Annotated in this window: 11 protein-coding genes and 1 pseudogene; 3 read left to right on the top strand and 9 right to left on the bottom strand. The window is 69.7% G+C overall.

The features are described from left to right. Nucleotides 1-132: 132 nt before the first annotated feature. Nucleotides 133-675: a pyridoxamine 5'-phosphate oxidase family protein gene (locus ACFPP6_RS08175; RefSeq protein ID WP_382039215.1), complete on the bottom strand. Its 543-nt coding sequence runs from the start codon at nucleotides 673-675 to the stop codon at nucleotides 133-135. A 246-nt stretch (nucleotides 676-921) separates the two neighbouring features. Between ACFPP6_RS08175 and ACFPP6_RS08170 the strand changes: the two genes are divergently transcribed. Then, nucleotides 922-1,779 (top strand): maleylpyruvate isomerase family mycothiol-dependent enzyme, encoded by an 858-nt coding sequence (locus tag ACFPP6_RS08170; protein ID WP_382038640.1) that lies wholly within the window; start codon nucleotides 922-924, stop codon nucleotides 1,777-1,779. A 704-nt stretch (nucleotides 1,780-2,483) separates the two neighbouring features. Here ACFPP6_RS08170 and ACFPP6_RS08165 read toward each other — a convergent pair. From ACFPP6_RS08165 to ACFPP6_RS08155, 3 genes are all read right to left on the bottom strand, one after another. After that, a complete protein-coding gene (locus tag ACFPP6_RS08165) occupies nucleotides 2,484-3,398 on the bottom strand; it encodes an RNA polymerase sigma-70 factor (protein WP_382038638.1) in 915 nt (304 codons plus the stop codon). A gap of 88 nt (nucleotides 3,399-3,486) precedes the next feature. Further along, a complete protein-coding gene (locus tag ACFPP6_RS08160) occupies nucleotides 3,487-4,677 on the bottom strand; it encodes an NAD(P)/FAD-dependent oxidoreductase (RefSeq protein ID WP_382038637.1) in 1,191 nt (396 codons plus the stop codon). 805 nt (nucleotides 4,678-5,482) lie between these two features. Further along, entirely contained in the window at nucleotides 5,483-6,964 is a 1,482-nt protein-coding gene (locus ACFPP6_RS08155; protein ID WP_382038635.1) for an MFS transporter, read from the bottom strand. A 979-nt stretch (nucleotides 6,965-7,943) separates the two neighbouring features. Between ACFPP6_RS08155 and ACFPP6_RS08150 the strand changes: the two genes are divergently transcribed. Next, the gene (locus tag ACFPP6_RS08150; protein WP_382038633.1) at nucleotides 7,944-8,657 is read left to right on the top strand and encodes a class I SAM-dependent methyltransferase; all 714 of its coding nucleotides are present in this window, start codon (nucleotides 7,944-7,946) and stop codon (nucleotides 8,655-8,657) included. A 274-nt stretch (nucleotides 8,658-8,931) separates the two neighbouring features. Further along, nucleotides 8,932-9,285 carry a VOC family protein gene (locus ACFPP6_RS08145; RefSeq protein ID WP_382038631.1) on the top strand — a complete coding sequence of 118 codons (354 nt, stop codon included), beginning with the start codon at nucleotides 8,932-8,934 and terminating at the stop codon, nucleotides 9,283-9,285. Nucleotides 9,286-9,824: 539 nt separating this feature from the next. Here the strand turns inward: ACFPP6_RS08145 and ACFPP6_RS08135 are convergent. From ACFPP6_RS08135 to ACFPP6_RS08115, 5 genes and pseudogenes are all read right to left on the bottom strand, one after another. After that, nucleotides 9,825-11,286, bottom strand: a pseudogene (locus ACFPP6_RS08135) (NF041680 family putative transposase). Between the two features lie 137 nt (nucleotides 11,287-11,423). Then, nucleotides 11,424-12,740: an NAD(P)/FAD-dependent oxidoreductase gene (locus ACFPP6_RS08130; RefSeq protein WP_382038628.1), complete on the bottom strand. Its 1,317-nt coding sequence runs from the start codon at nucleotides 12,738-12,740 to the stop codon at nucleotides 11,424-11,426. Between the two features lie 537 nt (nucleotides 12,741-13,277). Then, nucleotides 13,278-13,916 (bottom strand): TetR/AcrR family transcriptional regulator, encoded by a 639-nt coding sequence (locus ACFPP6_RS08125; RefSeq protein ID WP_382038626.1) that lies wholly within the window; start codon nucleotides 13,914-13,916, stop codon nucleotides 13,278-13,280. A gap of 216 nt (nucleotides 13,917-14,132) precedes the next feature. Continuing rightward, entirely contained in the window at nucleotides 14,133-14,567 is a 435-nt protein-coding gene (locus tag ACFPP6_RS08120) for a DUF1360 domain-containing protein (protein ID WP_382038624.1), read from the bottom strand. 221 nt (nucleotides 14,568-14,788) lie between these two features. Then, a complete protein-coding gene (locus ACFPP6_RS08115; protein WP_382038622.1) occupies nucleotides 14,789-15,229 on the bottom strand; it encodes a hypothetical protein in 441 nt (146 codons plus the stop codon). Nucleotides 15,230-15,462 lie beyond the last annotated feature (233 nt).

Below are 15,462 nucleotides of genomic sequence, written 5' to 3'. Positions count from 1 at the left end.
CCTCCGGCCTGGTGCGGCCGGGAACGTGGTGTTTGGCGGCCGGGCATCAACCGCCTCAAGAGAACCGGGCCGTGGCCACGGGGTACGAAAAGCTCGCGCTCCGCCACGAGGCCACTGTTCTGGTCGCGGCCATCAACGAGTGGCCGTGACCGACCTATTCGATGCAGGCCGTTGAGTGTCCTCGCGCGGTGGCTCGGCGCCGTTGCCTCGGCGGATGGTACGCAGGGCGGCGCCGGGCCGGCACACCCGCATGACCAGCTCGTCGTTGTCGACTGCTGTGTGCACGATCTCCGTCAGCTCGGTACGGAAGAGGTGGAACGGCTGCGGCGGGTGAACGTCGTCCGCGTACCGCGAAAGCGTCTCGGCGTCGGTGACCTCGACCGCCCGACCGCTGACCCGTACGTCACCGCCCGTCATCCCGGCGTCCGGGCCGGGGTTCGCGTGGACGGCGAAGCGCGGGTCGCGGCGCAGGTCCAGGGCCTTGCGGGAGTTCGGCATCATGCCAAGCCAGAGCTCGCCGGAGCGGATGTCCACCTCAAGGCCGGTGAGCCGGGGGCTGCCGTCCGCGCGCAGGGTCGCGAGGACGTGGTGCTTGTACTGTGCGAACCGCTTCCGCACGGCGCCGGCGAACTCCGCTTCGGCCGCCTCGAACTCCGCCCAACTGAATGTCTGCATCTCCATGCCATCCATCAAAGCGCGGATACTCGACATCTACTGTCTGGATTAATCCACGCCGACACGGCTGCTGCCCGGCAGGGGCTGGGTGATCCCGAGATGCTGATCGGAGCCCACCGGGGCCCGGCGGCCAGCCGGATTTTTCCGACCTACGGCCAGGTGGCACGGTTACGCAAGGTAGCCGAAAGGATTCGCGTAATGGGATATTCGCTAGCGGAACGGTCATCCGGTTGGCAGGCTTGAGCCATGGACGCCCAGCTCAATGACGTGCCGAACCCTTCCTGGCTCGGTACCCCGATCGATGCCCGTACCCTGTTCGCCGCGGAGCAGGCCGCGCTGATGGCCACGCTGAGCAGCCTGGCGCCCGCCGACTGGGACAAGGAGGCAGTGCCGGGCTGGACCGTCCGGGATCTTGCCGCGCACGTCCTGGGCGACTTCTACGGGCGCCTCGCCCGGGACCGCGACGGCCACCAGGGCGGCCCCGGCTTCGCGCCAGGTGAAACGCTGGAGGCGTTCATCCACCGCATCAACCAGGAATGGGTCGATGCCCACCGCCGGGTGAGCCCGGCCGCGCTCACCGACACCCTCGACCTGATCGGCGGGCAGGTCGCCCGGTTCTTCGAGGCCGCCGACCTCGGCTCCCCCTCGCTGGGGGTGTCCTGGGCCGGGGTCGATCCGGCGCCGATGTGGCTGGACAGCGCCCGCGACTTCACCGAGTTCTGGACCCACCGCCAGCAGATCCGCCACGCCATCGGCCAGGACACCGATCCCGATCCACGCTTCCTGTCCGTGGTCCTGGACACCTTCATGCGGGCCCTGCCCCACACCCTGCGCGAGGTCACCGCGCCCGTCGGCACGCAGATCCGGGTGCGGATCAGCGGCCCGGCCGGCGGCAGCTGGACGGTGACGGCCATCGGGGATCACTGGTCGCTTGCCGAACCGGACGCCGAACGTCCTGCCGCGGTCGTCGGCCTGGATGCGGAGACCGCCTGGCGCCTGTGCACCCGCGGCATTCAGCCGGACACCGCCCTGGCTCGCGCCCGCATCGACGGTGACCGTGAACTGGCCGAAGCGACCTGCCAAATCGTGTCAATCGTCTACTGACGCCAACCAGTTTGACAGCAGTCACACACGGTGACAACGGCGGCGGCCAGTTGTCTCCCCAACAAATTGGCCGCCATTGGGAATTCGAAACCGACCCCTACAACAGGGCGGCGGCTTACCGTCTCGGGCTGTTGTGGCGGCCCGCCCGGCGGGCGCCGCGGTAGAGATCTGGTGATGACTTCCCGCTGGGCGGGAAGCACCCCGGAACACGCTTTTGTACAGGTCACGGGCGGGTTTCCATGGCGGGATGCTCAGCGCCGCGAAGGTCGGCCCGAGGGGTCGGTTGTACTGCTTCCGCAGCGTGATGGTCGGCGACGGCCAGAGCCCATGGTCGGCGCGCAGCGCCCTGGGGCAGGCCGCTGCGCGCCGCCAGGACGAGGCCGGTGTCCGGCCCGGGTTCTGGACTGACCGGGGCTTGGCCGCGGTCGCCCTGGCTGGTCATGGACCTGGTGTTCCGGGCGCCGTCGACCGCGCAGATTGCGTGGGCGCTGCTCGGTGAGGAGCACCGCCTGGTTCTGGAGCTGTGCCAGCCAGAACATCGCCCGGGACAGGACGCCGGCGTGGCTGGAGAAGTCGGCAGCACAGATCCGCTGGGGGAGCGGCGGCAAGCATCGCGCCCCGGTGAAGGACGGGCTCGGGTGGGCATGGGAGCCGCGCTAGGTGACGCCCGGCCGACGGCCCGTCATGGAGATCGCGGGCATTGATCAGCGGCTGATCGGCTGGCAGGTCAGGGTGAGTGGTGTGGCGGCGGCGATGTGGGTGAACTTGGCGGGGTTGCGGACGAAGTAGATGCCGGTGACGAGGCTGTCCTCGAGACGGATCGCCATGACGCTGTCGATCTCGCCGCCGACCCGCAGGAGGAGCGCCGGATCGCCGTTGACGGTGGTGGGCTCGCTGGTGAGGGCGCCTTCCTTGTCGCCGAGGTTGGCGAGGAGGAGGCGGAACACCTTGGTGAGGCCCTTGACGGGTCGTAGCGCGGCACTCCTGACGCCGCCGCCGTCGCTGATCAGGACGACGTCGGGGGCGAGTACGTCGAGTACGCCCTGCAGGTCGCCGGTCTCCACGGCGTGCTGGAACGACGCGAGCGCGGCCTGGGCCTGGCGTGGGGAGACCACTTCGCGGGGGCGGCGGGCGTCGACGTGCTTGCGGGAGCGATGGGCGATCTGGCGGACTGTGGCCGGGGTCTTGCCGACCGCCTCCGCGATCTCGTCGTATCCGACGTCGAAGACCTCGCGCAGGACGAACACCGCCCGCTCGGTGGGCGAGAGGGTCTCCATGACGAGCATCACGGCCATGGACAGGCTCTCGGCGAGCTCGACGTTCTCGGCGACGTCCGGCGAGGTGAGCAGCGGCTCGGGCAGCCAGGGGCCGACGTAGGTTTCTTTGCGCCGCCGCAGGGCCCGCAGCCGGTCGAGCGCCCGCCGGGTCGTGACGCGGACGAGGTACGCGCGCTGGTCGTTGACCTGTGCCAGATCGACCTCGGCCCAGCGCAGCCAGGTCTCCTGGAGGACGTCCTCGGCATCAGCCGCCGAACCCAGGATCTCGTAGGCCACGGTGAAGAGCAGGTTGCGGTGGGCGACGAAGGCGTCGGTCGCCGGGTCCGCGGTGTGGTCTCGCATCCTCGAATCCTTCCATTCTTTTCATGGCGGCCCCCCAGGGGGCCCGGCTACGGGGAGAGGGCAGCGCCTGGGCCGCCCTCTCCAGAGGCTACGACACATGCGCGGGCGTGGCCTGGACGCGCTGCTGCCGGGAGTCGTCCTTGGCTTTCAGGACGCGTGCGCCGGGCTTGCGCGCCTCGTCGGAGAGCTGCTTGACGGTGTGGGAGACGACGAACTCCTTCAGGCGCGCGCCCGGGCGGCCGCCGACGTAGAACCGGATGGCGGTGTCGTCCTTGCGCGCGAACTGGAAGATGCCGGCGCCGCGGCCGAGGCTGACGCACAGCCCGGCGAAGGCGATGCTGATGGCCTCGGGCCGCCCGCCCTTGATCCGGCGGAGCACGGCGTCGGCGGCGTGCGGGCCGAGTTGGACGGCGGACTGGCATCCCATCCGGTAAGCGAGGCCCGATGGCGCCGCCGCGTCCCCGGCGGCGACGATGCGGTCGTCGTCGATGCTGGTCAGGGTCTCGTCGGTCAGGAGACGGCCCGTCTCGTCGGTGCTGAGGCCGCTGCGGGCGGCCAGGTCGGGAACGCCGAAGCCGGCGGCCCAGACGGTCAGGTGGCCGCGCACCTCGCGGCCGTCGGCGAGGCGCACGGCGTCGGCCGTCACGGACGCCGCCTTGGTGCCGGGGCCTTCGAGGACGGTCACGCCGAGGGCCGCCAGCCGCTTGGCGACGAAGCGGCGGCCGTTCGGGTGGAGGTAGGGGCCCAGCCGGCCTCCGCAGACGAGGGTGACCGTACGGCCCGCCTCGGCGAGCTCGGCCGCGGTCTCGATGCCGGTGGCACCGCCGCCGACGACCGTCAGCACCGCGGTGGCGGGCGCGGCGGCCACGGCCTCGCGCAGGCGCTCAGCCTCCTCCAGGGTCGCGATCGGAAAGGCGAACCGGTCCGCGCCGGGCACCTGCGGCGCGCCGCTGCGGCTGCCCACCGCGTAGATCAGATGGTCGTACCTGACGGTGCCGCCGTCTGCCAGCGAGACGGTGCGGGCCTGCCGGTCGATCCCGGTCGCGGTGTCGACCACGAGCTTGACCCGCTCGCTCAGGACGTCCTTGTAGTCGACAACCGCGTCGTCGGACCCCGCCACCAGCTGGTGCAGGCGCAGGCGCTCGACGAAGGACGAGCGCGGATTGACGAGGGTCACGGCCACGTCATCGCAGCTGGTCAGGCGGTTGGCCGCGAGGACTCCGGCGTATCCGCCGCCGATCACGATGACTTCAGTCCGGCTGCCGTTGTACTTCGTCATGGTCCTTGTTCCGTTCGCTCGGGGTTTCGCACACAAGGCGCCGGGCGGAGGGAATTTGTGACACCTTATGGCTCAGATCACATACGACGGTGAGTCAGGGCACGTCGGACAGGTGGACGCGCAGGAGGCGGCCGGACCCGACGCAGCTCCGAGTCGCTCCCGGCCCGCCGCGCGCCGCTTGCGCTTCTGACGCCAGCCACCGGACCGTCCTTGCAGGAGGAGGTCCTTGCTACGAAAAGCGGCTTGGGGAGGACTACCGTCTACCAGGGGGCTTGATCCCGCGGGCGCCATTCCGTCACGTCGCACTTTTACCAAGCTCGCGGGGTCCCTCGGCCTGGGCCACAAAGACCTGTTCGGCCTGTCGATGATCGACCTCTGACAGGTGATCAGGCTCTCGGGCCGGCCGACCAGCATGTAGCGACCGTGTGCGGCGGACCCACAGCTCGGCCCGTACGCGCGCAGCAGCTCCTCCAGGCGCTTGCGATGCTGGTCGGTGAACGGCCTCCAGGCGCAGGGCCATGGTGGATCAGCCTCCCGAAGGCGGATTGACTCGGACGTTCCCAGGCCGACGAGCGACTACCGGACCCCACCCCGGGGGGTCTGGCCGTCACCGTTCGTGGGTGCGTCACGGGCTGGTGTGGAGGAGTCGTGCCCGCCGATGCGTCGCCAGACGACGTGCTGCGCGCCCCGTATACGCTCCGTCCCGTACGACCAGGTTGCTCGCCTGCCCCTGGACGAGATGAACTCGTACGGGGAGGGGGAGGCGGCGGCAGTGGGGCGGGTGCCGCCGCCTTGGGGAACTGGCTTATCCGGCCTGGCGCTTCGCGTGATCGGGCAGGCAGAACATCAGGGCCCACATCAACGCGAGGGCGCCGCCGACCCACCAGAGGATGCCGGTGAACGCGTCGCGGTTGATCGCGCCGTCGGGTGAGCCGCCGGTGGTGGAGAAGAACACCAGGGCGGTCAGTGCGGTGCCGAGGGCGATGCCCAGGTGCATGGCGGTGTTGAACAGGCCCGAGGCGGAACCGGCGTTCTCGTGCGGGACCCTGGCGAGCGACATGTCGGCGAGCGGGCCGCCGACCATGCCGAGGCCGAAGCCGATCAGCACGACCGGGACGGTCATCGCGAGGAGGGTCAGGTCGGCCTGTCGGCTGCCGGCCTGGAGTCCGTAGGCCGCCATCGAGGCGAGCGCGATCAGGGCTCCGGCCTGGGGCAGGCGGCGCCCGAAGCGCCCGGCGGTCTTCATCGCGGTCGTCGCACCGGCCAGCTCGCCGAGAGCGAGCAGTACGAAGGCCGCGGCCGCCATCAGCGGACTCATTCCCAGGCCGCGCTGGAGGTACAGCGTCCAGGTCATGAAGAACAGGCCGCACAGCAGGCCGAGCATCAGCTGGGCCGACAGGCCGCCGGAGAACTGCTTGCCCCGGAAGAGGGACAGCGCCACGAGCGGGGCGTTGTCCTTCCTGCGCTGCTGGTGGCCCAGGAAGACGCCGAGCACGAGGAGTCCTGCGGCGAGCATGGCGAAGCACCACAGCGGCCAGTGGTGGGTGTGGCCCTCGGTGAGCGGGAAAATGATCAGGACCACGGCCAGTGCGGACAGCAGCATGCCGGTGAGGTCGAGCCGGTCGGCGTTCTGCGCGATCGACTCGGGGATGAACTTGCGTCCGAGGATGATCACGGCGAGGCCGACGGGCACGTTGATCAGGAAGATCGGCCGCCAGCCCAGTCCGCACAGGTCGGCCTCGGTGAGCAGGCCGCCCAGGACCGGCCCCAGGACGTTGGCGAGCGACAGGACCGCCCCGTAGAGGCCGAAGGCCCTGCTGCGGTTCTCGCCGTCGAAGGTGACGTGGAGGGTGGCCATGACCTGGGGGATCATCACGGCGACGCCGGCGCCCTGGAGCACGCGGGCGGCGATCAGCACACCGGGGCCGGTGGCGATGCCGCACAGCAGCGAGGCCAGGGTGAACACGACGGTGCCGATGAGGAGGACCTTGCGTCGGCCGTGGATGTCGCCGAGGCGTCCGCCGGTGATCAGCCCGACGGCGACGGTCAGCGAGTAGCCGGCGGTCAGCCACTGCACCGAGGCCGGTCCGGCGCCGGTCGACTCCTGGACGGCGGGCAGGGCGGTGAGGACGACCGACTGGTCGAGGATGTCCATGAGCTCGGCGACCAGGAGCACCACGAGGGCGATCCGGGCGGCCCGGGTCATCTTCGACGACCGGCCCGGTACGTCGTGAGCCGGGGGCTCGGCGGTGTGCTGCTGCTCGTTGCCGAGCGCGGGGGAAGGCACTGTGGGACTCCTGATTCAAGGAATCGGGGAGCCCTGCCGTCAGCCGCGCCGGGGCCGGAAAACACCAAACCCGGGGCAGTCGGCAGAGCTGCACCCGGGAAAAGACAGGAAACTACGGGGGAGGGTGACACGGCTCAGGCCAGCGCGACGTCCGCCCCCGGACACGTTCGAAGCCTCAGAACGTGGGGAACTGCGGACGGCTACTTGGCCTGGGAGATAAGTCGTCACCTCGAAACACAGCGCCGGGGCCCCGGGACGGGCACAGGCGGAACTCAAACAGGGTAAAGGCCCCTCCGGCGTCCGTGCAACGCAATAACTCACCCACGCCCCGCCCCACCCGCCCCGCCCGGGCCCGTACGGCCCGCCTCTCACTCCACTGCTGTGTGCTCGGGCTCCTGTCGCTTTCTCGAGGCCCCTTCCCTCATGAGGTCGTCGGTGCGCGTGCTGTGCCAGACGGACTCTCCCACTTCACGTATCGGGGCTCGCGCTTCCGCCGGCGGGCGGCGTAACTGCGCCCCGTGGCGTGAGCAGCACCCCGGAAGAGCCCAGCTTCGCGGACGCCCTCGCCCTCGCACGCGAGGCCTGCCAGAAGAGTCCCGCCGTGCTCGACGGCTCTGCGCCGTGGGAGCCGGTCCCGGGGGCACCGCTGACCCCGGCCCAGGTCGTCCTCGAGAGCGCGCCGTACCGGCCTCTCGCCTGCACCTGGCACACCTTCACCCCGCAGTGGGCAGGGCCGAGGCCATCGGAGTCGGCGAGGATCTGCGCGCGAACTGACCGCAGGCCCCCGGCCTCGGGTGGCTTTCGAGATCGAACCGGTCGGCCGATGAGCGAGCCTCCTGTCCGTGGTGCACGAGGGCTTCGCCCCGGAGGGCATCATGATCGGCACGCGGCCATACAGACATTCGGCTGGGCAGGTGAGGCGTAGCCGCTTCGAATGCCCGGCCCAGCGAGGCCTCCTGCCCACGGAAGGAGCAAAAGAATGGTGACGGAGCAATACGACGACCTCGGCGCGGAGTACGCGGAGCACACGGCATCGAGCGTGATCAACGCCTACTACGATCGGCCCGCGATCCTCGCGCTGGCAGGCGACGTGGCAGGTAAGCGCGTCCTGGACGTCGGGTGCGCGGCCGGGCACCTCGCGGCTCAGCTCGCCGGGCTCGGGGCTACGGTCACCGGGATCGACAGCAGCAGTGTCATGGTGCGGATGGCCGAAGAGCTCTGCAATGACCGCGACGGCCGGGCGACCTTCCGCCGAGCGGATCTGGCCGAACCGCTCGACTTCCTCCCCGACGACTCGTTCGACTTGGTGACGGCGTCGCTGGTGCTGCACTACCTGAAGGACTGGGACCTTGCACTCGCGGAGCTGCGCCGGGTCCTGCGGCCGGGAGGCGCAGTGGTGCTGTCCGTACACCACCCGGGGGAGGACTGGCACTGGCTCGATCGCACGGACTACTTCCGGACCGAGCTGATCACGGACGAGTGGACGGTCGGCGGCAGGCCGCGCACGGTGCGCTTCTACCGGCGCCCACTCAGCTGGACCTTCGCCGCGCTGCGCGAGGCCGGCTTCGAGGTCGATCAGTTGGTGGAGCCCATGCCGCTGCCGGAGTGTGAAACCGTGGACCCGCAGTGGTTCAAACGACTGTCCACGACACCGCGGTTCCTGTACTTCCGTCTGATCAATCCGCCGGCCTGATCGGGCCATGGCAGGGCCGGGCCACGATCACATGCGTGGTCACGGAGACAACGCGCGCGCCTCGCATGTTGCGGTGATCCAACGACACGGCGACACCGGCACGTGAACCGGCACACGACACGCGTCCGGCGTCCGGTGATGTGGGATGACGGGCGGGACCGTACACAGCCGCTGCGTCCGGAACACTGCCCGGTGGCGCCGTCCCGTCCCGCTCCTTACGGTGAGGGCAGAAGGCGGGCAGAAGGCTTCTCAAACGGGCAGGGAGGGTCGAGACATGATCAGTGGCGCGCACGTCGTCGTGTTCAGCCAGGATGCCGAGGCCGACCGGGCCTTCCTCCGGGACGTGCTCGGCTTCCTGTGCGTCGACGCCGGCGGCGGGTGGCTGATCTTCGAGCTGCCGCCCGCCGAGGCCGCGGTGCACCCGTCCGATACACCCGGCGGCCACGAGCTGTTCCTGATGTGTGACGACATCCGGCGGACCGTGGAGGAGCTGACTGCGCAGGGCGTGGAGTTCACCCAGCCGGTCAGCGACGAAGGGTGGGGGCTGCTCACTACCCTCCGGCTGCCAGGCGGAGGCGAGCTGCGCCTGTACGAGCCGCGACACCCACTCGCGCGCGGCCTCCGCTGAGGACCAGCGGCTGCGTACGGGCATGGCCTCCTTCCGGGTCGTACGACAGGTCCCGCTGCCGGCCGGAACCGTCTGGGAACGGCTCACGCACTGGGAAGGGCATGCCGCCCACGTACCGTTCACCACCGTCGAGGTGATCACTCCGCCACCCACTCGTACTGGAACACGGTTCGTCGCCCGTACCCGTCTCGGCCCTGTCGCCTTCGATGACCCCATGGAGGTCGTGAGATGGGAGCCGCCCCCGTCCCGCGCCGATCCCGGCCACTGCCGGCTCGAGAAGCGAGGGCGTGTCGTCCGGGGCTGGACCGAGATCACCCTGCGGCCTGTGACCGGCGAGGCGGACGCACGATGGTGCCGCGTAGTGTGGTCCGCCGAAGTGCGCTTGCGCGGAGTGCCCCGATCCCTCGACGGGGTGGCAGGAAGAGCCGCACGCTTGATGTACGGGCGGATCATCGACGGCCTGCTGCTGGAAGCAGCACGGGGAAGTGGCCGCGGTGACCGTGGCAACCGTCACTACATGCGGTGAGCTTGTTCTTTATCTACCAGGATCTACCGGGTCTGCCGATGGCCTTGAGGGTCTCGGGGCGTTTGGCGGTTTTGCCGACGTCGTAGCGGGGTGCGGGACGGCGGTTCTTGCTTCCGGGTGGCCGTCCGGGACCGGTGCCCCGAGGTTGGGGAACACGGGCGGGGCAGAGGAGGTGGGCCCGGATGTTCCGGAACCCCCGGCGGACCCGGGCTGGGGTGAGGCGTTCGGGCTTGGTCGGCTTCTCCCAGGGACGGCGGAGGTCGGCGGCGAGCGGGCGGGCGAAACGGAGCTGGGTGTGGGCAACGACCAGGAGCCAGGTCCATCGGTCCGCCGCCTCGGGCGTACGGATCTTCGGGGTGGTCCAGCCGAGCGTCTGTTTTCCGAACGTGAAGGTGTGTTCAAGATCGAAGCGGCGCAAGAACACCTGCCAGCAGCGGTCCACGTCTGCCGGGGCGGCTCCGGTCTTTGAGCACCACAGCCATACCGGCGGTGCCTCCCGGTCCTTGGAGAGGTGCTCGACTTTGAGGCGGGCCAGGGTGCCTTCGATGATGGGGAGTTCGCCGTCGTGCTCCAGCCAGGCCGAGCGGTGGGCCAGCCGCGGGTGGACCCGGTCCCACGCCTGGGCTTCGGCCTTGCCGTAGTTGGTGGTGTCGGTGGCCGTGGTGATCACCGGTTCGGGCCAGGTCTCGGGCTTGTTGGAGCGGAACTCCGGCCCGTGCTCGGGCGGGTGGCCGCCGCGGGGATGGGCGCGATGGAACTCCTCGCGCGAGGGCGCCGGACAGCGCATCACCCGGTCGCCGCGGATCCGCCCGACCAGCTCGACGGGCAGATCCCGTAGGGCCGAGGCCAGGCGGGTGACGTCGTAGCCGGCGTCCATGACGATGGTGATGTCCGGGTCCCCGGGCGTCCACCGGCCGGCCGCGATGAGCCGCTCGACCACGGCCCTCAGCTGGGCGGCGGTGATGGCGGTCGCGTCGTCCTCGGGTCCGAGCCGGACCACGTCCAGGATCCCTGTCCACGAGGTGGCCCCGGGCTCCAGGGCGGCGACGAAGGAGTACGGCCAGCCCGGGATGAACGGCGACGCAGACTTCGCCCGCCCGTAGACATGACAGAACAGCCGCTGGTCCGAGCACGGCGCGTCCGAGCGCAGCCACGGTGACACGTCGACCGCGAGCACCAGGCGCCCGCCCTCGAAGCGCGGCAGGGGCATGCCGGCCAGCAGGGCCCGCAACCTGACGGCGTCGATCCGGCCGCGGTTGAGGGCTCCGTACAACGCGCCGTGACCACGACGGTGTTCGGGTACCAGCGTCAACTCCACTGGCGAGGTGACCGGACCGTCGACGCATAACACCGCGTCGGTCAGCTCGAACAAACTCATCCCGCCGGGCGGTCAGACACTCATAGAACTCGCCCCGGAAGCGTGACGCTTGCGCGAACGCCTCCCGTCGGACCCCTTCAGCCAGCACACTCACCATCACGGCCTTCGTCTCGGTCACGTGCATTCCTTGGCCGGAACACACGATCAGGCGAAGGCCGCCCTCACGTCCCGCGAACTCCCAGGTGGGCGACACAGTTCGGGACACTGTTCGAGGTCGGAAGAAAAGGAACAAGCTCAGGTCCGGCGGCGGTGAATGCGGTCCGAGATCCGGTCGACCGCCCAAGCGGCCCGCAGTGTCGGCGCGCTGAGGACGGACATGGCGAACCGTGGCCGTGGACGCCATACGGTGGCGAGATCTTCGTGCATCTGGCTGCCGGCGAGCCGGTCGGCGAGCAGTGTCCCGAGATAGGGCGACTGAGCGAGGCCGTGGCCGTTGCAGCCGATGGCGTAGAAGACGTTCTTCGTCGCTTCTCCGGCAACCGGCAGCAACGACGGCGTCATTGCGATCCACCCGCCCCATGCCCGCTGCGGCGCTACGTCGCTGAGTGAGGGGAACCGCTCGTGGAAGCCCTGGACGAGGTCCGCCACGACCGCGTCATCCGGCTCGCGGGCGCCCAGTGCGCCTCGCGCCGTCCGCAGCCGGCGGGTTCCGAACATGATCGTGCCGCGCGGTGTGGGCCGGTAGTTCTCCAGGATCGTGTGTGGGGTGACAATGCCGATGCGCCTCGTCCAGCCGGTCGCCGCCAGGCGTTCGGGCTCGACCGGTTCGGTCTCGACCAAGCTGGTCCAGATCGGTGTGGCCATCCGCCTCGGGGCGATCGCGAGTTCGCGGGAGTAGGCGTTGGTGGCGAGAACCACACGCTCGGCGCGGACGCGACCTCCGGTCACGTGGACGACAGCTCCCGAGGCTTGGGGCTCGACCGCGCGCACGGCGGTCCGCTCATACACCCTCACGTCTGACCCAAGAAGCGCGTCGCGCAGACCGAGCGAGAACTTCCCGGGGTTCAGCAGCCCTCCGGCACGCTCGAAGACGCCGCCGAGGAACGTCGCCGGCAGGCCGAAATCGCGGCCCTCGACGAACTCGGCGTCCGCCCCCGCACCTTGGAGGATCTCGGCGTTCCGTTTGGCGCGCCGGAGCTGCCCCGGGGAGACGGCGGCGATGACGTTGCCCGTCGGCTCGTACTCGCAGCCGATATCGAGCCGTTCGATCAGCCCCTCGGTGAAGTGGGCTGCTCTGTCCGCATAACGGATGAGACCCGGCAGGCGGCGTGCGTACAGTGCGTTCAGGAGCCGAGGGTCGCCTGCCAGCGCGTTCGACAGGTAACCGGCGTTGCGTGAGCTGCCACCCCATCCGCAGAAGCCGGACTCCAGAAGGACGACCTCGGCGCCGCGCTCGGCCAATCGCAGCGCCGCCGCCATGCCTGCGTAGCCGCCCCCGACAACGGCGACATCGCACGTGAGCTCGCCCTCCAGCATCGGCGCGAAATCGGTGGGCCGATCGACCCAGCCGGTGAATGCCGAGTACGTCACGCCGACGGCGGTCTTCCCCATGGATACGGACTCCTCACATCGCGCGGCAGCTGTCACCGGGCCCGTTCCGATGACGTCGCCGCAACACGCGCGCGGCGAACCGGGTGGCACAGCCGGAGGGACAGCCCAGAGCAGAAAAGTCGAACTCGAATCGAGTTCGAAATTAGCCCTCCGGTCAGCCACTGTCAACGTCTCACCATCGACCGGTCGTCACTCTCTGCGACTTCGTGGGCCCTGCGGAAGTCACAAGGAGCGCGGGCCTACGGCCGCACGGACGGATCGGCGCCTTCGTGCGCAGCGGAGGAGGCCGGCGACGCTCATGTGAGGCAGGGCGCGGGCAACCGCACGGTCGCATGAGGGAACGAGACGGCCGGTTCACCGTGCGGACGCCGTCGGCGGGCGCATGCGCGGGATCCGGCTGCGGGGCATGCGGCGCCCAGCCCGCGAAGTCGCGGCTCGCGAGCAGGCGGGCGGCCGCGCGGCGGCCCTTCCGCCCGAGTCCCGGCGGCCAGTCGTATACCCGCCGGGACTCCCCGCCTCTTTGACGGATCGCCTGCGTCAGCCGCGCCGCTTCGGCCCCTGCGCGGCGTAGGTCTCAAGGTAGGCGGTGACAAGGCGTTTGGACTCGGCGATCACGAGGTCGTCGCCGCCCGGGGTCCGCCGGAACGCGATGTCGAAGAGCCGGTTGCCGACCTCGAAGGCGAGTTGCGCGACGAGGCGGGGAGTGTCGGCGGGGACGAGGTCTCGCCCGACCAAGGCGTGCCACAGCTTGTCCGTCTGCGCCTCGTCGAAGGCGCGGACCAGTTCGTCGAGCGTCTCCTGGCGTCCTGGGAACCACAGTTCGGCGCAGCTCGGGTGCCGGCGGAAGTAGTCGAGCACGGGGTCGATGACGGCGTCGACGGCGTCGCGCAGTGTACGCAACTCCAGGCTGTCCAGGGCGGCGCCGATGAGCACGTCCAGCTCGCGCGCCTGGCGTCGCAGCAGCTCGGCTTCGACCTGATGCCGGTCGGAGAAGTAGTGGTAGAGGGAGGCGGTCGGGATGCCCGCCCGCTGACCCACTGCCTTGAGGGTGGCGGCTTGGTAGCCGTGCTCGGCGAGCAGCGCCTCGGCGGCGTCGAGAATGGCCTCCCTGCGCTGTACCCCGCGGCGCTGCACTCCGGTCGGCCGAGCGGGCACCTGGGGCTTGTCCTCGAACACGATTCGAGATCGTATCAGCGCGGGGCTGATGAACGGATCAGCCCCGAGGCGGTAGGGGAAGGCTGTCCCGTTCCGGCGCCTCCGCCCCGCCCCAGGGCTCCGCATTCGAGCCCGGGTACCCGGAGAACCCCCGACGGACCGGCCACGCCGTCGGCCGTGACCGCCGCTACCGGCCGTCACCGCCCAGGAGCCCTCGCCCACCCGGATTGCTCACCCTCAGCCCACACAACAAGTGCGTGCGCAGCACGGAGTGCGATGTTCCTGCAGGAACCAGTGCGCACAAGATCGCGGAACCTGCACGGGCAGGCGACGAGCAGCGGCAAGCGGCGGTGAGTCGAGCCACGACGAGACGACGCCGGTGAGCCAGGACAGGGTGAGGACGGCGGCGGGAATCTTGAACCAGAGGGTGTCGCCGAGCAGGTAGGAGGCCGCGACGATGGCAGCCGCGACCCACATGCTCGTACACCAGGTGCACGCGACGAGACGGGTGAGGAACGCGTACGGGCGGCGGATGGTGTTGTCCGGGCGGTGCACGCGCTGGCGGAGACGATCCCGGGTCCTCTTCGACTCACCGCGTGTCGCTACCCTGACGCGCCTGAGCTTGTTCTTTTTCTTCCGGCCTCGAACAGTGTCCCGAACTGTGTCGCCCACCTGGGAGTTCGCGGGACGTGGGGGCGGCCTTCGCCTGATCGTGTGTTCCGGCCAAGGAATGCGTGTGACCGAGAGGAAGGCCGTTCCGGGGCGAGTTCTATGTAGATAAAGAACAAGGTGAGCAGGTGTTTCGGATCCTCGGTTTCAGCAGGCCGCGAGGACTGCGCCGACACCGTGTCCCGGGGGGCAGCGGACGCCCGGCCGGGCCGACACACGGTGCATCATCTGGCTTCGGCCGGAGACGGGACGCAGGCTTCGATGTCACCACCGGACGCCAGTGCTCGGCGAAGCGGGAATGCTGTCGGCAGGACGAAGACGGCGAAGAGCGTGATCGGCAACAGCCCTATCGGCCGGAGAAATGCGGTGGGATGCGTCATGACCGTGCTCCATGCGACGTGGCAGTTGCCCACCACGTCCGCGAACATGACCACGGCAGCAAGCAACGGCCCACCAGGGCGGGCACGAATGATCATTAGTGCGGCCAGCGGGTCCAGCAGCAACAGCCCGTGGAAGAGCAGTTGCACGGGCAACGGCGCGTAGCCGTAGGCGTCAAGCCCGCCCGTCACCAGAAAATACCCGTGCGCTCCCGTCCCTTCCAGGAACCCGACCACGTACACCGCCGCCGTGCACCGGACCCAAACCGGACGATCTCCCCATCGCATGGCGGTCACCCTAACTCGCCCTCGGACACCAGCCTCGAACCAGGCGCCGAACTTGATTCTCAGGTGGGGTTTTGCCGGATGATTGCCAGCCCCCGCCTGACATGTGCTCCGACAATGCGCACTGATCAAGAGGAAGGTCGTGAGCATCGGTCTGCTGCCCAAGGCTGTTCCAGGGAAGCCTTCAGCAGCACCAACCACCGAAAGTCAGCAAGGGCAAGGGCTTCCTCCATCGC

Origin of the sequence: Streptomyces aureoversilis (assembly GCF_042657885.1) — a bacterium.
Classification (GTDB): Bacteria; Actinomycetota; Actinomycetes; order Streptomycetales; family Streptomycetaceae; genus Streptomyces; species Streptomyces aureoversilis.
Note: the sequence above shows the minus strand (reverse complement) of the source record. Positions and strands in the feature narration are given on the sequence as shown.